Source organism: Polaribacter sp. SA4-12 (genome assembly GCF_002163675.1).
GTDB lineage: Bacteria > Bacteroidota > Bacteroidia > Flavobacteriales > Flavobacteriaceae > Polaribacter.
The window spans coordinates 1,763,333-1,782,310 of the sequence record NZ_CP019334.1; the positions used below are offsets into that span (position 1 = coordinate 1,763,333).

At 29.7% G+C, this 18,978-nt stretch carries 18 protein-coding genes and 2 tRNA genes; 10 read left to right on the forward strand and 10 right to left on the reverse strand.

Annotated features, from left to right (window positions below; all coding sequences use genetic code 11):
* Window positions 1-100 precede the first annotated feature (100 nt).
* From BTO07_RS07585 to BTO07_RS07595, 3 genes are all read left to right on the forward strand, one after another.
* Window positions 101-670: an acetate uptake transporter gene (locus tag BTO07_RS07585; protein ID WP_087520661.1), complete on the forward strand. Its 570-nt coding sequence runs from the start codon at window positions 101-103 to the stop codon at window positions 668-670.
* 288 nt (window positions 671-958) lie between these two features.
* Window positions 959-1,759 carry a type 1 glutamine amidotransferase domain-containing protein gene (locus tag BTO07_RS07590; protein ID WP_087520662.1) on the forward strand — a complete coding sequence of 267 codons (801 nt, stop codon included), beginning with the start codon at window positions 959-961 and terminating at the stop codon, window positions 1,757-1,759.
* 245 nt (window positions 1,760-2,004) lie between these two features.
* A complete protein-coding gene (locus BTO07_RS07595) occupies window positions 2,005-2,514 on the forward strand; it encodes a hypothetical protein (protein WP_087520663.1) in 510 nt (169 codons plus the stop codon).
* Window positions 2,515-2,656: 142 nt separating this feature from the next.
* Here the strand turns inward: BTO07_RS07595 and BTO07_RS07600 are convergent, their stop codons facing one another.
* Window positions 2,657-4,162, reverse strand: a complete 1,506-nt coding sequence (locus BTO07_RS07600) for an FMN-binding glutamate synthase family protein (protein WP_087520664.1) — start codon at window positions 4,160-4,162, stop codon at window positions 2,657-2,659.
* Window positions 4,163-4,497: 335 nt separating this feature from the next.
* On the reverse strand, window positions 4,498-4,752 hold the full coding sequence (locus BTO07_RS07605) for a type B 50S ribosomal protein L31 (RefSeq protein ID WP_087520665.1): 255 nt from the start codon (window positions 4,750-4,752) through the stop codon (window positions 4,498-4,500).
* Window positions 4,753-5,014: 262 nt separating this feature from the next.
* Between BTO07_RS07605 and BTO07_RS07610 the strand changes: the two genes are divergently transcribed.
* Both BTO07_RS07610 and BTO07_RS07615 read left to right on the forward strand, forming a co-directional pair.
* Window positions 5,015-6,058, forward strand: coding sequence for a glutaminyl-peptide cyclotransferase (locus tag BTO07_RS07610; protein WP_087520666.1), 1,044 nt, complete (start codon window positions 5,015-5,017; stop codon window positions 6,056-6,058).
* A gap of 114 nt (window positions 6,059-6,172) precedes the next feature.
* On the forward strand, window positions 6,173-7,693 hold the full coding sequence (locus BTO07_RS07615; protein ID WP_087520667.1) for a hypothetical protein: 1,521 nt from the start codon (window positions 6,173-6,175) through the stop codon (window positions 7,691-7,693).
* Window positions 7,694-7,764: 71 nt separating this feature from the next.
* Here BTO07_RS07615 and BTO07_RS07620 read toward each other — a convergent pair whose 3' ends face one another.
* Window positions 7,765-9,045 carry a metal-dependent hydrolase family protein gene (locus tag BTO07_RS07620; protein WP_087520668.1) on the reverse strand — a complete coding sequence of 427 codons (1,281 nt, stop codon included), beginning with the start codon at window positions 9,043-9,045 and terminating at the stop codon, window positions 7,765-7,767.
* A 64-nt stretch (window positions 9,046-9,109) separates the two neighbouring features.
* Between BTO07_RS07620 and BTO07_RS07625 the strand changes: the two genes are divergently transcribed.
* On the forward strand, window positions 9,110-9,790 hold the full coding sequence (locus tag BTO07_RS07625; protein WP_087520669.1) for an SDR family NAD(P)-dependent oxidoreductase: 681 nt from the start codon (window positions 9,110-9,112) through the stop codon (window positions 9,788-9,790).
* An 11-nt stretch (window positions 9,791-9,801) separates the two neighbouring features.
* Complete coding sequence (locus tag BTO07_RS07630) at window positions 9,802-10,395, forward strand: SprT-like domain-containing protein (RefSeq protein WP_087520670.1); 594 nt, start codon at window positions 9,802-9,804, stop codon at window positions 10,393-10,395.
* A gap of 42 nt (window positions 10,396-10,437) precedes the next feature.
* Here BTO07_RS07630 and BTO07_RS07635 read toward each other — a convergent pair whose 3' ends face one another.
* The 5 genes from BTO07_RS07635 to BTO07_RS07655 all read right to left on the reverse strand — a co-directional run bounded on the left by BTO07_RS07635 (window position 10,438) and on the right by BTO07_RS07655 (window position 13,969).
* Window positions 10,438-11,919 (reverse strand): DUF389 domain-containing protein, encoded by a 1,482-nt coding sequence (locus tag BTO07_RS07635; protein WP_087520671.1) that lies wholly within the window; start codon window positions 11,917-11,919, stop codon window positions 10,438-10,440.
* Between the two features lie 116 nt (window positions 11,920-12,035).
* A tRNA-Lys gene (locus BTO07_RS07640) sits at window positions 12,036-12,108 on the reverse strand.
* 217 nt (window positions 12,109-12,325) lie between these two features.
* Window positions 12,326-12,398: transfer RNA gene (locus tag BTO07_RS07645), tRNA-Lys, on the reverse strand.
* A 59-nt stretch (window positions 12,399-12,457) separates the two neighbouring features.
* On the reverse strand, window positions 12,458-13,225 hold the full coding sequence (locus BTO07_RS07650; RefSeq protein ID WP_087520672.1) for an ABC transporter ATP-binding protein: 768 nt from the start codon (window positions 13,223-13,225) through the stop codon (window positions 12,458-12,460).
* Window positions 13,226-13,228: 3 nt separating this feature from the next.
* Window positions 13,229-13,969: an MlaE family ABC transporter permease gene (locus BTO07_RS07655; RefSeq protein WP_087520673.1), complete on the reverse strand. Its 741-nt coding sequence runs from the start codon at window positions 13,967-13,969 to the stop codon at window positions 13,229-13,231.
* A gap of 108 nt (window positions 13,970-14,077) precedes the next feature.
* On the opposite strand from BTO07_RS07655, the gene pafA reads away from it, so the two are divergent.
* Window positions 14,078-15,721 (forward strand): alkaline phosphatase PafA, encoded by a 1,644-nt coding sequence (gene pafA, locus BTO07_RS07660; protein ID WP_087520674.1) that lies wholly within the window; start codon window positions 14,078-14,080, stop codon window positions 15,719-15,721.
* Here the strand turns inward: pafA and BTO07_RS07665 are convergent, their stop codons facing one another.
* The gene (locus BTO07_RS07665) at window positions 15,722-16,396 is read right to left on the reverse strand and encodes a PrsW family intramembrane metalloprotease (RefSeq protein ID WP_087520675.1); all 675 of its coding nucleotides are present in this window, start codon (window positions 16,394-16,396) and stop codon (window positions 15,722-15,724) included. It lies immediately after the preceding gene.
* A gap of 4 nt (window positions 16,397-16,400) precedes the next feature.
* Window positions 16,401-17,336, reverse strand: coding sequence for a citrulline utilization hydrolase CtlX (gene ctlX / locus BTO07_RS07670; protein ID WP_087520676.1), 936 nt, complete (start codon window positions 17,334-17,336; stop codon window positions 16,401-16,403).
* Window positions 17,337-17,459: 123 nt separating this feature from the next.
* Between ctlX and BTO07_RS07675 the strand changes: the two genes are divergently transcribed.
* Together BTO07_RS07675 and BTO07_RS07680 are read left to right on the forward strand one after the other, a co-directional pair.
* Window positions 17,460-18,128, forward strand: a complete 669-nt coding sequence (locus BTO07_RS07675) for a M15 family metallopeptidase (RefSeq protein WP_087520677.1) — start codon at window positions 17,460-17,462, stop codon at window positions 18,126-18,128.
* 83 nt (window positions 18,129-18,211) lie between these two features.
* A complete protein-coding gene (locus BTO07_RS07680; protein ID WP_157663308.1) occupies window positions 18,212-18,883 on the forward strand; it encodes a hypothetical protein in 672 nt (223 codons plus the stop codon).
* The last annotated feature ends 95 nt before the right edge of the window (window positions 18,884-18,978 follow it).

Consider the following 18,978-nt stretch of genomic DNA (forward strand, 5'->3'; position numbering starts at 1 on the left):
TAATTATCAAAAAACAGTCCAAATTCTATTATAACAAAGACCTATAAACAGGATATAATAAATAACAATTAAACAAGTATTTTACCAAGTTAAAAAGATTATGAGCACAATAAAATTAGGAAACCCTGCAGTAGTAGGTTTAGCAGGATTTGGATTAACAACTTTACTTTTACAATTTCATAATTTAGGCTGGTGTGGTTTAGGCCCTGTTGTAGCTATGGGATTTATATTTGGAGGACTCACACAATTAATTGCTGGTTTTTTAGAACAAAAAACAGGAAATAATTTTGGTTTTGCAGCATTTACAACGTACGGTGCTTTTTGGATTGGTTTAGGTGTTATTTGGATATTAAATTACTTTAATGTCTATACTTCATCTACAACAGATGTAGGTTTTTACTTAATAGCTTTTACGCTTTTAACTCTTATTTTTCTTGCAGCAACTCTATTTATTCACAAAGCAATGACAATTACTTTTGCTACATTGTCTGTTGGTTTTATATTATTAGACTTAGTTCATTTTGGTTTTCCAGAATTAAAAACTTTAGCTGCAATCATTTTAATTGTTTGTGCTATGAGTGCTTGGTATATGTTAGCAGGTATTGTACTTAATGATGTTGCTGGTAGAGAAATATTAAAAATGGGGAAGTCTTATATGAAAAAAGGATAAAACCTCTTTATTACTAAGCTATTTAGCTTTACTAAGAAATAATTATAGGTAACAAAAATACTCTCAAGCTTAAACTTCTGTTTAAGCTTTTTTTTGCTCTATAAATAAAAAAACTAGTGTCATTTATAAGTCAGAAACAAAACATAAAACTTCTTACCTAGAATTTACTACAGAAAGTTTGAGTCTAATTAAAAAAGAATTAGCTTAAAAGTAAATTTATTACCATACATCAATTTTTAGTACTTCTATTCGTTCTATTTTTGTCATCACAAACAAAAATCATTTCAAATGAAAAAAGTAACAATAATGGTCATTGCAATCGCTTTATTTTCTTCTTGTGCTAAAAACACGAAGAAAAACAATGTTATTGAACAAGAAATAAATACGAACACTAAAAAAAATACAACAATGAAAAAAGTATTATTTGTATTAACAAGTCATGAAGATTTAGGAAATACAGGAGAAAAAACTGGATTTTGGATTGAAGAATTCGCAACACCTTATTACTTATTAAAAGATAAAGGAATTCAAATTACGTTAGCTTCACCAAAAGGAGGTCAGCCACCAATTGACCCAAAAAGTAGTTTGCCAGATTTTCAGACTCCTGCAACCGTAAGGTTTAATGAAGATAAAGAAACTCAAGAAGTATTATCTAAAACATTAAAATTAGAGAACGTAAACCATGCAGATTATGATGCTGTATTTTACCCTGGAGGTCATGGACCACTTTGGGATTTAGCTGAAGATAAAAACTCAATTGCTTTAATTGAAAGCTTTTATAACAACAACAAACCTGTTGCCGCAGTTTGTCATGCTCCTGCAATATTTAAGCACACAAAAAACACAGACGGAACACCTTTAGTAAATGGTAAAAAAGTAACTGGTTTTACAAACGGAGAAGAAGAAGCTGTACAATTAACCAAAATTGTTCCTTTTTTAGTAGAAGATATGTTGAAAAACAATGGTGGAATTTACTCTAAAAAAGCAGATTGGAATCCTTATGCTGTTGAAGATGGTTTATTAATTACAGGTCAAAATCCTGCGTCTTCAGAATTAGTTGCAGAAATTTTATTAGAGAGATTAAAGTAGTATTTTTTAAAAATATATGGAGAAACAGTAATTTGGAATTTAATTCAAATTGCTGTTTTTTTTTGTTTTCAAGTTTTAGAAAATTGATATTAAAACGACTCTTTACGAGTTGTTTTTATTTAAAACAGGTGTTATTACTTATTGATTTTCAACGCTAAAAAGCCTAACTTCGCTAACGCCGATTATAAGTCATTAAAACGACATCATAATCGTCTTAAGTTGTAAGCCATAACCGAAAAAAGAAAATGAGAAATCAATATTTGACAAAAAAACGTAAAGAGTGGTATCTTGTCGACTTTAATAATTTACTTAACATTGAAAATCCTACGTGGAAAATTGACAGTGAAGAATTAAAAAAGATTCTTATAAAAATAAACTCTAATGAGTATATTCAAACATTATATTCAAAACAAAAACTATCCAAAAGTGAATTACACGATACCACAAGTTATATAGAATTTACTTACAACTCAAGAATTGAATTGAAACTGTTCCGAGAAATCCTATGTTATTTTATTGAAGAGTATAACTATGATCGAAATGGAATTCAATCTATCTGTTATTTTGAGTTTAATTTACCAAAAGAAAATCCAAATTATAAGAAAAATTCACCTCAAATTGGATTAAAATGCACAGATGACAATGATTACTTCAAAATTAATCATATCAAATTACATATTAATTCTATGTTTCAAAAAGTTCATATTGATTTTTGGAATGATTTGACATTAAAGATAAATGGATTAAAACCATAAAAAACGGCTTACAACACCTCATATAATTTATGCTTACATTTGAACTAACACAAACGACAAACATTCAACTAACGATTTGCTACGTCCGAAAAATCTCCGATTTTCCAGTCGCACAAATCATATAAAATCCCGTTAGTGAATCTTAATAATAAACTTCTTCTAAACTCAAAACTTCATCGTCTTTTTGTCGTCTAAAAACTTGGTTTGCTTTTATATCAGCAATTGACTCTAATCCCATTGCTCCTGTCATTTCTTTAACTGCAATAATAGTTTTAGTATGATAGTTTTTTACACGTACATTTTTCTTTTCTACTACTAATGCTTTTACCAAATCGTCATCTTGTGTGGCAACTCCTACAGGACACGTATCTAAATTACATTCTCTAGCTTGTATACAGCCTAAACTCAGCATAAAACTTCTTGCCATACCAATTGCATCTGCTCCTAAAGCCAAGTACTTTACAATATCGAAAGCATCAATAGCTTTTCCGCTTGCAATAATTTTAATTTGGTCTTTTAATTTGTGTTTCTGTAAAAGCTTATTTACAAAAACCAAACCTTCAATTAATGGCGTACCTATATAATTGGTAAATTCCATTGGCGCAGAACCTGTACCTCCTTCTCCTCCATCTACAGAAATAAAATCAGGATAATTATTTGCGTCTGCAAAAGCTTGAAACATGGTTTCAATTTCTTCATTATTACCAACACAAAATTTGATTCCGACTGGTTTTCCTTCGGATAATTCTCTTACTTTTTGAATGAAAACAATCATTTCTTCGAAGTTTGAAAAAGCGGAATGACTTGGTGGCGAATCTACTTGTGTACCTGGTTCAACTGCACGAATTTTTGCAATTTCTTCTGTATTTTTCTTTGCAGGAAGAATTCCTCCATGACCAGGTTTTGCTCCTTGAGAAAACTTAATTTCGACCATTTTTACTTCTGGTCTGATTGCATTTTCTTTAAAAATAGCAGCATCAAAAACACGTTTTCCGTTTACAGATTTTCCTGCGCCAAAATATCCTGTTCCTACTTGAAAAATTAAATCTCCTCCTTGTAAATGATAAGGTGATATTCCTCCTTCGCCAGTATTATGAGCAAAATTATCCATTTTAGCTCCTTGGTTTAATGCCATAATTGCATTTTTACTTAAAGAACCAAAAGACATTGCCGAGATATTGATAATAGAACTTTCATATTTCTGGGCACATTTATCTGACCCAAAAACAATTCTTTCTCCTGCAATATGATGATGATCTTTTGGAAACAAAGAATGCTTTACAAACTCATAACCTTTTGCATAGACATTGTGTTGCGTACCAAAAGGAACTGTTTCTTTTTCTAATTTAGAACGTTGATAAACAAGACTTCTCTTTTCTCTATTTATTGGTGTTCCGTTTAAATTGTCTTCTATAAAATATTGTTGAATCTTACCTCTTTCTTCTTCGAAAAACCAACGCAAACGTGCAATTAATGGAAATGCTCTTAATAAAGAGTGTTTGGTTTGTAAACTATCATGAACTGCTATTATAGTTAATAACCCTGAAATAGATACTAAAATTATAGTTCCTGTTTGTGGAATGAAATAGACTAAAACTCCGCACAAAATTGTGATTATAATAAAAACTGAAAGAATGGTGTTTCTCATTTTGATGTTTTATTTCGTTTTAAAGAAGTTAAAAATAGTCTTTTAGTACGAAATTTATCAATAGCCCTTACAAATAGTTTGCGTTAGGGATTGAAACGGCATCCTTTTTGCTTTTTCTGCAAAAAGATATAGTGGAAAGCCCGACCTGAAAGGGAACGCCCAAATACTTATTTATAAAACCACATAGAAACATAGATTACATAGAGCTATGTTTCTATGAATTGGGAATTTGTAATGAAGATCTAAATTGAGAGATACTGAAACAAGTTCAGCATAAAAAAAAACTCCAACAAATAAATGTTGGAGTTTTAAATATGTTGAAAATTCTAAAAGAGTTACTCTTTTTTGAATTTTGCGTATTTCGTTTTAAATTTATCGATACGTCCTGCAGCATCAATAAGTTTAGATTTACCTGTGTAAAATGGGTGAGAAGTTCTAGAAATCTCTAATTTTACTAAAGGATACTCAACACCATCAACTTCTAATGTTTCTTTAGTGTCTACTGTAGAACGTGTTAAAAATACATCTTCGTTAGACATGTCTTTAAACGCTACCATTCTGTAATTCTCTGGATGAATTCCTTTTCTCATTTTATTATATTTTAATACTTTAATGTTATGTTTGCATGAGTAAAGTTGGTAAAGCTTACTCTGTTCTCTAAATAGTTGTTATTTACTATTTTGAGGATGCAAATTTAACTATATTTTTTAATTAACAAATAATTATTTGACTTTTATTTGACCTAATAAATACATTAGTTACTTTTACACCTGCTTTTGTTGATGAATAGTGGTTTTTAACTGCTTTTTTGAATAAAAAAAAAGACAGAAAATAAATATAAAAAATTGAAAAATGAAAAATAGTGCTGTACTTGTTTCTCTTTTAGCGTGTTTTATGCTAATTACTTCTTGTTCTGATGTCTATAAATTTAGCTTAGAACATAAAAAACAAACTACTTTAAACTCAACAATTAATGTTACTTTAAAAGAGAAGAAAGATAAAGCTATAAATAGCGTCCAGTTTTTTGTAAACGGAAAAGAAATTTCTTCTGAAGGAGTTTCTGTTGATTTAAAAACGTCTGATTATGGTGTTGGAAAACATCAAATTTCTGCATTGGTTTTTTATCCTGAAAAGACGAAAAAAGAAAATAGCTTTTTTGAAGTTTTAGCAAACAAAGCACCTGTTGTTTATGGCTACAATATTATTAATGAATATCCTCATGACACAAAAGCTTACACACAGGGTTTAGAATACTACAATGGTTTTTTATATGAAACTACAGGTCGTCATGGACAATCTACACTTAGAAAGGTTGAAATTAAAACAGGTAAAGTTTTACAACAAGTTTCGTTAGACAAAAAGTATTTTGGTGAAGGAATGACCATTTTTAACAATAAAATTTATTGGTTAACATGGCAAGGTAAAAAGGGTTTTGTCTATAATCTAGATACTTTTAAACAAGAAAAAGAATTTGCTTACAATAAGAGTGTAGAAGGTTGGGGTTTTACGCATAACGATACAGACTTAATTAAATCTGATGGTACTCATAAAATTTGGTTTTTAGATGCAGAAACTCAAAAGGAAAAAAAATCGATACAAGTGTATACTAACAAATATGCTGTTAAAGATTTAAATGAGTTAGAATTGATTAATGGAAAAATCTATGCCAATAAATATCAGCAAAATGCTATTGTTATTATAGATCCTGCAACTGGAATTGTTGAAGGAATTGCTAATTTAAAATCTTTGAAAAAAGAAATGGAAAAAACACAAAAGTTAGTTCCTCAAGATGAAGTTTTAAATGGAATTGCTTTTGATGCTGAAAACAACAGATTGTTTGTTACAGGAAAACATTGGGGTAAATTATTTGAAATTGAATTGGTTAAAAAACAATAATTGACTTAATAAAAAGTTCTATTTTTATATCATTAAATAAAAATGTCAGGTCGAGCGCAGTCGAGACCTAAATACAACCTCTCGACTGCGCTCGAGGAGACAGAAATTAAAACTATGCGTTACTTTATTTCATTCATCATTTGTATTGCCTTTATTTCTATAAGTTCTTGTAATAGAAAAGACTTTAATACGGTACTTAGTTCTGGAAAATTACAGTTTTCTAAAGACACCGTTTATTTAGATACTGTGTTCACAAATATTGGTTCTGCAACTTATAATTTAAAAGTGTATAACCGTGGAAGTAATGCTATTACAATTCCTAATATTAAATTAGAAAACGGAACGAATTCTAACTACAGATTAAATGTTGATGGAATTCCTGGTAAAGAATTTACAAATATTGATATTTTAGAGAAAGACAGTATTTTTATTTTTATTGAAACAACCATTAACGCAGGTAACATTATAGATCCTTTATATACAGACAAAATTTTATTTGATACTGGAGATACTCAACAAAATGTAGATTTAGTAACTCTAGTACAAGATGCTAATTTTATTTTTCCTGGTAAAAATGCTATTACAATGAAAGTTGATAGTCTTACTTTAGATGGACAACCAACAACTTTAAAAGGTCGTTTTTTAACGGATACCGAATTAACTTTTACTAACGCGAAGCCAACAGTTATTTATGGTTTTGCTGCTGTACCTGCAAATAAAACACTAACAATTGAAGCTGGATCTAGAGTTCATTTTCATAATAATTCTGGTTTAATTGTAGACAATAAAGCTTCTTTAAAAGTAAACGGAACCTTAACTGAAAAAGTGATTTTTGAAGGAGATCGTTTAGAACATTCTTTTAGTGAAACTGCCGGACAATGGGGAACTATTTGGATGCGTGCTGGAAGTTTAGACAACGAAATGAATCATACCATTATTAAAAATGGAATAATTGGAGTTTTAGTTGATAGTATTGGAACCCCTTCTACTCCAACTTTAAAACTTAAAAATACTGAGATTTACAATCACTCTAGTTATGGTATTTTAGGTAGAGAAACAAATATTGAAGCTCATAATGTAGTTATTGGTAATGCTGGTCAGGCTTCTTTAGCAGCAACCATTGGAGGAACTTACAACTTTACGCATAGTACTTTTGCAAACTTTTGGAATAGTAGTTTACGCCAATTACCTGCGGTTTTAGTCAATAACTTTTTCTCTTATACAGATGATACAGGACAAGAAATTATTGAAACTAGAAATTTACAAGCAGCAAACTTTACCAATTGTATTTTTGATGGAAACAACAATATCGAATTTGTGTTGGATAAAGTTGATGCCGGTGGACTTTTTAACTACAACGTTAGTAATTCGATGATTCAATTTACTGACACAAATGATTCTTATAAAGATAATACTGAGATGGATTTCACTTCTTCTTTTTATCAGAATGTCATTTTAAACGGTAAATCTCATTTTAGAGATACTCAAATGAATGATTTTATTATTGGCGAAGAATCTGACGCGATAAACAAAGCAAAAGCAACGATATTTTCTACAGATATTTTAGAAGTTGATAGAAGTGCAACTCCTGATATTGGAGCGTATCAACATATTACTTTTGAAGTAGAAAAGTAATAAACTTCTGTTCTTAAAATATAGATTCCTGTTTTTCACAGGAATATCAAAATTGCAAAAATCAGCAATAATTACTTTTTATAAACAACTCCGTTTTTCATTACAAAAACAACGTTTTCCATTGTAGAAATATTTTTTGTCGGGTCATCATCTACTGCAATAATATCTGCAAAAAAACCTTTTTGTATTTGTCCGATTTCGGTCTCCATTTTTAGCAACATCGCATTTGTAATAGTAGCAGATTGAATGGTTTCCATTGCAGGCATTCCAGCTTCTACCATAAAACCAAACTCTTTACCATTATTTCCGTGTTTAAAAACGCCTGCATCCGTTCCAAAAGCAATTCCAACTCCTTTTTTATACGCTCTTGCAAAAGTCCCTTGTATTTGTGGACCAACTGCCAACGCTTTAGGAACTACAATATCTGGGTAAAAACCTTTAATTTTCGCTTTCTCCTCCACTTCTTTTCCTGCTGTAATTGTTGGCACTAAATAAGCATTGTGCTTTTTCATGAGTTCCATAGTTTTATCACTCATATATGTTCCGTGTTCAATTGTTTTTACTCCACCAACAATTGCTCTTCGCATTCCTTCATCTCCATGAGCATGTGCAGCAACATGCATTCCGTAATCTTTTGCAGTATCGCAAATTGCTTTTATTTCTTCAATTGTAAATTGTGGATTATCTCCAGATTTCGCAACACTTAAAACTCCACCTGTTGCTGTTATTTTAATACAATCTGCTCCGTTTTTATAACGCTGACGAACTGCTTTCTTTGCATCTTCAACAGAATTTACAATACCTTCTTTTGGACCAGGATTCCCAATTAACTTTCTACTACTACCATTTGTAGGATCTGCATGACCACCAGTTGTTGCCAAAGATTTACCCGCAGTAAAAACTCTTGGACCAGGAATTTTACCTGCATTAATTGCATTCCTAATTGAAATATTTACTCCCGTTCCACCTAAATCTCTAACGGTTGTAAAACCATTTAATAAAGTAGATTTTGCAAAACCTACCGAATTAAAAGCAACATCAGATTCATTTAAAATATAATTATTTAATCTGGTGTTTTTACCAAACTCTTTCTCAATATGCACATGGAAATCAATTAAACCAGGCATTACAACCTTGTCTTTTAAATCAATCGTTTTTGCGGTTCTGCTTTTTGGCATAATATATCCGTCAAAAACCTCAACAATTTTATCTCCTTGAACCAAAATTGTTTTTTTAGAATGAATTTTTCCTGATTTGGTATCAATTAATTTTCCACATAAAATATACGATGATTGAGCAATTGAACTTTGCGCGAAAAGAATGACTAATAAAAGAAGTAATGATTTTTTCATTTGATAAAATTTAGTCTTTAAATGTATGAAAAATTGAGTAGATTGCTTCTTTAAAATTTTAGGAATGAAAAACGTAGTTATAACAGGAACTAGCAGAGGAATTGGTTTTGAACTTGCTAAACAGTTTGCAGAAAAAGGACATCAGGTTTTAGCTTTGTCTAGAAACACAAAACCTTTACAAGACTTTAATCATAAAAACATTACTGTAATTTCTGTTGATTTATCTGTTAATTCTGATTTACAGAAAGTAACAGACTTCATTAAAAACGACTGGAAACACGTTGATATTTTAATCAATAATGCGGGGAAATTAATCAACAAGCCTTTTACAGATTTATCTTCGGATGATTTTTTAGAAGTCTACAAAGTAAATGTTTTTGCAGTTGCAGAATTGACTAAATTAATGATTCCGTTTATGAAAAAAGGAAGTCATGTTGTTACCGTAAGTTCTATGGGAGGAATTCAAGGAAGTATGAAATTTCCTGGTTTAGCAGCTTATTCATCTGCAAAAGGAGCAGTAATTACATTATCAGAATTATTAGCAGAAGAATACAAAGAGCAACAAATTGCTTTTAATGTTTTAGCTTTAGGTGCTGTACAAACAGAAATGTTAGCAGAAGCTTTCCCTGATTACAAAGCACCACTTTCTGCGTCAGAAATGGCTAATTATATCTTTGATTTTTCTTTAACAGGAAATAAATTTTATAACGGAAAAGTATTACAAGTTTCTTCTACAACTCCGTAAAAAACTAGAAATTGAATTCAGATTACCAAAACTTCATTCCACCAAAAGCAATTCCTTTTGTTCAATTTTTAATTGACAAACATTCGTTTGATTTAAAAATTGTAAACCAAAGACAAACAAAACATGGCGATTTTAGAAGTTTACCAAATGGGCGATTTCAAATTACGGTAAATAATAACCTTAACCAATATCAATTTTTATTGACATTAGTACATGAAATTGCACATCATGTTACGCATCAAAAATTTGGAAGAGTACAACCACACGGAAAAGAATGGAAAACAGTTTTTCAACATTTAATGCTGCCTTTTTTACGTCCTGAAATTTATCCAATGGAAATGCTTCCTCATTTAGCAAATTATTTTAAGAACCCAAAAGCAAGTACAGATGCTGATGTTAATTTATCTTTAGTTTTAAGAGGAAATGTAGCCGAAGAAGGAAAAAGCTTTATTTTTGATATTCCTTTTGGTGGTTTTTTCGAATTTAAAAGCACTATCTATAAAAGAGGAAATAAAAGAAGAACAAGATTTGAATGTTTAAATATGAATAATAATAAAGTATATTTATTCAATCAAAATGTAGAAATTAAAGAATACAAATCATAATTATTTAAAATAAAAAAAGCATCCAAATGGATGCTTTTTTTATTATTTATTTCTCTTTATAAAAAGCGTATCTAAATTCATTTCAGTTTGAAGCCAAGTTCGTAACTCTCTTTCTTTCGGGCTGATAATACTATCTGGTAAACTAATGTTCCATTTAATAATTACTTGAGGAATTGTATCTATTTTGATAAAATCTTTAGAAGATAATACATTCGCAAATCCGATTTCTTCAATTTCATTATATCTAATTTTAGCATCCTTAGAAATTCTACTAAAAGCAATTACTTTTTGATTGCTATTATTTGCATCTTGTTCAATTCTTGTATTTAATTCAGAAATGGTTCCTTGTAAATCTTCGATTTGCTTTTGCAAACCAGCAATAATATTCTTACTCTCAGTTAATTCTTGCCTTTTTTCGTTATACGCTGTCGTAATTAAATCGAAACTCTTTGTATCACTTCCTTTTATATCTAATTTAAAATCCTTTATATTTTTATATTGATCATTATTTCTCAGTTGATTATACAAAGCATTCACTGTACTTTCTGGAACTTCATTAAAAAAGTTAAGCTTAAGAGTTTTATCCGAAATTGAAGGTTCGTGTTCTATTAATTGTAACTGTGTAATTGTTTTAATTTCTGTATTTACAAACTTCTTTAATTCTGAAGTCATTCTACTTTCATCTAAAGCAGTAATAAATGTATAAAAAGCAGGAATCATCACAGCAATACCTACTACTGTAGCTATTGTAGCATATCGTTTTCTCTTAGCAGCATTAGCGTATTTATGCATTGGAAAACTTAACAGTTTTAATACTAAAAATGTTGCTAAGGCAATAAATATGGTATTAATAGTAAACAAATACATCGCACCTAGTGCATATGTAAAACCAATGGAATCACCAGAAAAACCTTTTGCTAATCCATAACCAGCAGTACATAAAGGAGGCATTAAAGCTGTAGCAATTGCAACTCCAAAAATCACAGACGCAACTGTTCCTTTTTTTGTTCTGGCAACCATTAACGCTAAACCACCAAAAAAAGCAATTAACACATCTCTAATATCTGGTTTCGTTCTACCTAATAGCTCTGAAGTATCCTCACTTAATGGAAAAAAATAGAAAAACACAAATGATGCTAACAGACTTAAAACAATCATTGTAGCAAGGTTTATTGCAGACTTTTTGAAAACCTCAATATCATTAATTGCAAAAGCACTTCCAATACCTAAAATCGGCCCCATTAAAGGCGAAATTAACATGGCACCAATAACAACAGCTGTTGAATTTGCATTTAAACCTATAGAAGCCACAAAGACTGCAAAAATAAGAATCCATGCTGTAGCTCCTTTAAAAGGAATATCTGCTTTAATAGCTTCTATTGTAGCCTCATGATCTGTATCATCTCTAAAATCTAAAAGTTCTTTTAAATATTTTTTGACACTTGTAAACAAACCTTTGGCATCGTTTTTTAATTCTTGCTTAGATTGTTTTACAGAATCATCATTTACATTATTTTCTTCCATCAAAGTATAAAATTTAAAATAATCAGGGGAAAGATACAAAAAATTAAAAACGACCGTAAAACAGCGTTCATTTTTTTGAATAAAAAAAGCTTCACAAAATTGTGAAGCTTTTTAAGTGACCGGGCTGGGGCTCGAACCCAGGACCCTCTCCTTAAAAGGGAGATGCTCTACCAACTGAGCTACCAGGTCATTATTTGCTTTTAAGCGGCTGCAAATATATACTTTATTTTAGAACAAACAAATTTACTTCACTTCTTCTTTAAAATTATTTACAAAACCTTAAATAACATTATTTTAGTCCTTTTAAATAATCAGACAAAAGGTACAAAAAATTAAAAATGACATTAAAACAGCGTTCATTTTTTTTGAATAAAAAAAGCTTCACAAAATTGTGAAGCTTTTTAAGTGACCGGGCTGGGGCTCGAACCCAGGACCCTCTCCTTAAAAGGGAGATGCTCTACCAACTGAGCTACCAGGTCATTATTTGCTTTTAAGCGGCTGCAAATATATACTTTATTTCAGAACAAAAAAAATATTTTTATTTTTTTTCATTTAAATATGCCTCTCTAACTTTCTTAAATAAATTAGAAGAATACACAAAATCTACAACAGCCTCATTATCAGTTTTAAATATATCTTCACTACTACCTTCCCATGCTTTTCTACCATCTCTTAAAAAAACTATTTTTTCTCCAATTTCCATTACAGAATTCATGTCATGGGTATTAATTACGGTTGTAATCTTATATTCTTCTGTAATTTCTTGAATTAGTTTATCTATTACAATAGCTGTTCGAGGATCTAAACCAGAATTAGGTTCATCACAAAACAAGTATTTAGGATTCATAACAATTGCTCTTGCAATTGCAACCCTTTTTTGCATTCCTCCAGATAATTCTGCTGGTAGTTTTTTATTTGAATTTTCAAGATTGACTCTCTTTAAGACAACATTTACACGGGCTAACATTTCTTCATGCGTTTGTTTTGTAAACATCTTTAAAGGAAACATTACATTATCTTCTACTGTTTGAGAATCAAATAATGCACTTCCTTGAAAAACCATTCCGATTTCTTGCCTCCATTGTTGCTTTTCGTTTTCGGTAAATTTTGTATTAATTCTTCCATCAAAAGAAACGGTTCCCTCTTCTGGAGTATGTAAACCAATTAATGATTTTAAAAACACTGTTTTACCAGAACCACTTTCACCAATTATTAAACTTGTTTCTCCTGCAAGAAAAGTAGCTGAAATGCCTTTTAACACTTTTACTTCTCCAAATCCTTTATGTAAATTATTTACTTCTATCATTTGTTAGGTTAAAAGCATTTGAGTTAAAAAATAATTTGCAATTACAATTAAAATCGTAGTCCAAACAACTGCTTGTGTACTTGCTTTACCAACTGCAATTGACCCTCCTTTGACATAATAACCATGATAAGAAGGTACAGTAGCTATTAAAAACGCAAAAATTAAAGTTTTAATAATTGCATAAGAAAGCAAAAACGGGTCAAAATCTGTCTGAATTCCTTCTATATAATCTGTACCAGAAAAAAGACCGGATAACACTCCAGTAACCCATCCTCCTAAAATCCCCAAAAACATACCTAATGATATTAAAAAAGGATAAAAGAAAACCGTTGCTAACACTTTTGGTAACACCAAATGATTTAGCGCATTTATACCCATTACTTCTAAAGCATCAATCTGTTCTGTAACACGCATTGTACCTATACTAGACGCTATATAAGATCCAACTTTACCTGCTAAAATAATTGAACAAAAAGTGGGCGCAAACTCTAAAATTATAGAACGCTTTGCTGCAAAACCAATTAATGATTTCGGTATAAAAGGATTATTTAAGTTTAATGCTGTTTGTAGTGCTATTACGCCTCCTATAAAGAAAGAAATAAACATAATAATCCCTAAAGATTTTAAGCCTAAATCTTCAATTTCTTTAAGTAAAGCTTCATAAAAAACCTTTGTACGTTGTGGTTTTTTAAAAACACGCCCTAACATCATAAAATATTTACCAGTATGTTCTAGGTAATTCATTCATTTAAAATTTATGCTAAAGTATTAAAATATCATTAATAGAAAGTTAAATTCACCATATCAAAATAAAAAATAATTACTTTTGATTCATAATTTAATTATCTATTCATGAAATTCAAATTTCTTTTCAGTTTTGTATGCTTATTTATATTTTTAGGAAGCTCTAAACAAGCAGCGCAACAACCAAAAAAATCAAAATTAGTTATCGGTATTGTTATTGACCAAATGAGATATGATTATCTAACAAGATATGCTGATAGATATGGAAAAGATGGATTTAATAGGATATTAAAGAATGGATTTTCTTTAGAAAATGCTCATTATAACTATATACCAACTTACACAGCTGTTGGGCATACATCAATTTTTACAGGAACAACACCAAGTGAACATGGAATTATTTCTAATAATTGGTATGATAAATTTTTAAAGAAATCTATTTATTGTGTTGATGACGATACTTATAAAACTGTAGGAAACAATGGAACTTATGGTCAGAAATCTCCAAAAAGACTTTTTACATCAACAATAACAGATCAATTACATTTAGCGCAAAATATGCGTGGAAAAACAATTGGGGTTTCTATAAAAGATCGTTCAGCAATTCTACCTGCAGGTCATACTGCAAATGCAGCGTATTGGTATGATGGTGATAATTATAACACATGGGTTACAAGTACTTATTACATGAATGAATTACCAAAATGGGTAAAAGATTTTAATGCTGATAATAAAGCTGATGAATATCTAAATAAACCTTGGGAAACACTTTATGATATTAAAAGCTATACCAATAGTAGAAATGACAATAATGCTTTTGAAGGAAAATTAGTAGGACAAAAAGCGCCAACTTTTCCAAAAAACTTAAAAGTTTTACGATCAAAAAATGGAAATTATAACTTAATAAAAACGGTTCCTGCGGGTAATACATTTACTGCCGATTTTGCTAAAGCAGCAATTATAGGTGAAAACTTAGGTAAAAGTGAATACACAGATTTTTTAACATTAAGTTTTTCTTCAACAGATTATATTGGCCATAAATATGGAGTTTCTGCTATTGAAACAGAAGATACATATCTACGTTTAGATAAAGACTTAGCAGATTTCTTTCAATTTTTAGACAAACAAGTTGGTAAAGGTAACTACACTTTGTTTTTAACTGCAGATCATGCAGCAGTTCACGCTCCTTCTTATTTACAATCTTTAAAAATTCCTGCTCATTATTTAGATATTAAAGAGTTCAGTAAATTTGTTTTAAAAACAACTAAAAAATATTTTAACTCTGTTGATTTGATTGAAAATGTTTCTAATTATCAAATATTTTTAAATAAAGAAAAAGTAGAGTCTTTAGGTTTAGATGTAAATACAGTCGCTCAAAAATTGGCGGATGAAGTTGTTAATTATCATGAAATTTACAAAGCAGTTACAGCAAGAACATTACAAACTACACATTTTACAACAGGAATTTTAAATTCACTTCAAAATGGATACAATCAAAAATTATCTGGAGATGTTTTAATGATTCCTAATCCTGCAACTTTAATAAGAGGAAGAACAGGAACAAGTCATGGTTCTGGCTATTCTTATGACACACATGTACCTGTTATTTTCTATGGAAATGGAATAAACCAAGGCTCAACTTCAAAAAGATATAACATTACAGATATTGCGCCAACAATTGCTAACTTTTTAAATATTGAAGCGCCAAACGGAACAAATGGAGTTGTTATTTATGAAGTTTTAAAAAAGTAATTATACTTTAAAATTAGAATTATTTTGATGTTTATTTATCGCTTTTCTAGAAAGAAAAATCCCGATAATTAAAGAGACAATTGCTCCAACCCACATTCCTGGAATAAAATTTATGAATAAAAAAAAGTCATAAGCTCCATGAAAAAGTGTTGCAAAAAATAATCCCATTAAATTTAAAACAATTCTATTTTTAGAAAACTTTGCTTTTCCCATAAAATAGCCCATTAATATTGCAAAAGTTGCATGAGCAGGTACTGCTGTAAAAGCTCTTATAACTCCCGTTGAAACTCCGTGTTGAAAAACATACAAAACGTTTTCTAAAGCAGCAAAACCCATAGACACCATAACAGCATAAACGATTCCATCAAAAGGCTCATTATATTCATTACTTCTTTGAGAATAATATCTTACAATTACATATTTAGAAAATTCTTCAACAAGAGCAACAGCTAAAAATGCATTTAAAAACTGTTGAAAAACATTTGTACCACCAATTAATGGTATTAATATACTAACAAGCCCACCAAGAAATACAGTTATTAGAATACTTACTGTTGCACCTAAAAGAACATTTTTAAACAGAAAAGGTATTGGTTCTTTTTCGAACTTATCTTTAAAATAGATGTAAAGTATAACAATAATTGCAGGTGCTATTGCTAGAAGAAGTAAATCCATTCTTCTATTTTTTCGGCAAGAAAACTTCAGCCATCATACAACGTGCGCTTCCACCTCCACAAGCTTCAATAGTTTCTAAAGAACTAGAAATAATTTTACAATGATTATTTATTTGTGCCTTTTGAGAATGTGTTAAACTATCAAAAGCAGCTTGACTCATTATTAAAAAACGCTCATTATCTTTACCATGAACTTGCAACATATTTCCTGCAAAGTTAGATGCTTGTTCTTCTGTAATATCTATTACCTTTTTTCCATCTTCTTTTAAATGTTTTAAAACATTTTTACGTTCCTTTTTATCATCAATAGAAGACAAACAAACAATAGCAAAAGTTTCTGCAACACACATCATAACATTGGTATGATAAATAGCTTCTCTTTCACCACCTACTGTTTGATTCGCTGTAAAAACAATTGGTGTATATTCAAAATCTTCACAAAATTCTATAAACAATTCTTCATCTGCTCTAGGAGAAAGCGCACAATATGCTTTATTGTTCTCTCTATCTAAAATCATACTTCCTGTTCCTTCTAAAAAAACATCATCAAATTCTGCAGACGTATAGTCAACAATATTTTCTATTAAAAAACCTTCTTTTTCTAACTGCTCTAAAACGTCTTCACGTCTTTCTAAACGTCTGTTTTCAGCAAACATTGGGTACAATGCAACAGTACCATCTTTATGAAAAGAAATCCAATTATTAGGAAAAATAGAATCTGGTGTATCAAATTTATCAGAATCAGAAACGACAATTACATTTATACCAGAACTACGTAATTTATCAACAAAAACATCAAACTCATTCTGAGCTTTTGCATTAATTATTGAAGGAAGCAAATTATCAATTTCGTGTTGATAATAATTGTTAATAGCAGTTTGTTCATTCATCCTAAAATTGATTGGACGAATCATTAAAATTGTATTTGTAGTTTGATTCATTTAGTTCATTATTTGTGGCAAAATTAGACTTTTTTTTAAATAGCATGAAATTCTATAACTTTATTTTTCTATTAATAAATCATTCATAAAAATCACCTATTATCTTTTGCTTATTTTTACTATATGAAAAAAACTATTTTATTTTTCACATTCGTTATTTCTATAGTCTCCTTTGGGCAAAATCTTCCTAAAGGATTTGTTTATTTATCTGATATTGATAAAACGATACAATCTGAACTACGTTATTTTAGTGGCAATAATTTTATAGGTAAAAAAATTGAAGGTTATAATGACAACTGTGTTATTGTATCTAAAAAAACGGCTGAAGCTTTACATAATGTGCAACAAATTCTGATAAAAAAAGGATTAAGTCTAAAAATATTTGACGCCTACAGACCTCAACAATCTGTTGACCATTTTGTACGTTGGGCAAAAGTTTTGGATGATACATTAATGAAAAAGGAATACTATCCTGATGTACCAAAATCTGAATTATTTAAACGAGGATATATTGCTTCAAAATCTGGGCATTCTAGAGGTAGCACAGTCGATTTAACAATCGTACATATAAAAACAGGTAAAGAATTGGACATGGGAAGTCCTTTTGATTTTTTCGGAAAAGAATCTCATCCTCTTTCTAAAAAAATAGGAATAGAACAGAAAAAGAATAGATTCCTTTTAAGGAAAGTTATGATAGAAAATAATTTTAGACCTTATAAAAATGAATGGTGGCATTTTACACTTAGAAACGAACCTTTTCCAACTACTTACTTTAATTTTCCAATAGAATAAGTGCGTTTTTAACATAATAGAAACAATTTCATTAAAAATCGGCATTATATTTGTATCCTTATTGCTCGAAAGTATTATACAATATGAAATCAAAAATTAAACTTCTTTTCTTATCCATCTCTCTTTTATCAGTTAATCAATTATGTGCACAACTAGATAATAATTCTGGAACAAAAGAAAAAGGAAAAACTAAAGCAATCATTTTAAACAGTTCTAGGGAAGTAGAAAAACCAAGTTCTTTAGAGTTAAAAGATAATAATGGTTTTAAAAATGCTTATAAGAAAGAGAATGAAAAATTAAAGAAGCAACAAACTGATAACGAAATTAATAACAAAGGCATCTTAACAAAAGCCAAGTTAAGTGAAGAACGATTTTTAAAAGCATTCAAAAAAATAAGCGGACGATATGTTTACCCAAAAATTGATCAGGATTTAGGAAGCTTTAGAACAAGCTCAAAAAGTGTAAACATAATATGTAGAGATTTCCAATATCCAGATGGAGATAGAGTTACAATTCTAATAAACGATATACCTGTTATTTTGAACATAACTTTAAGACAGAGTTATCAAAAATTTAATATTCCTTTAGAAATAGGCATAAATAAAATTGCTTTTAAAGCTCTAAATCAAGGTTCATCTGGACCTAATACTGCTGCTTTTAAAGTGTATAATGATGCAGGAATGTTACTTTCTTCAAATGAATGGAATTTAGCAACTGGAGCTAAAGCCACGATAGTTATAGCAAAGGACAAATAATTACATCATAAAATTTTCTTTTAATTTAAACTAATCTTGTTTTTTTATTCTATCAAAAACAGTTATTTTTGCAGTTCGTATTATGTAATATAACA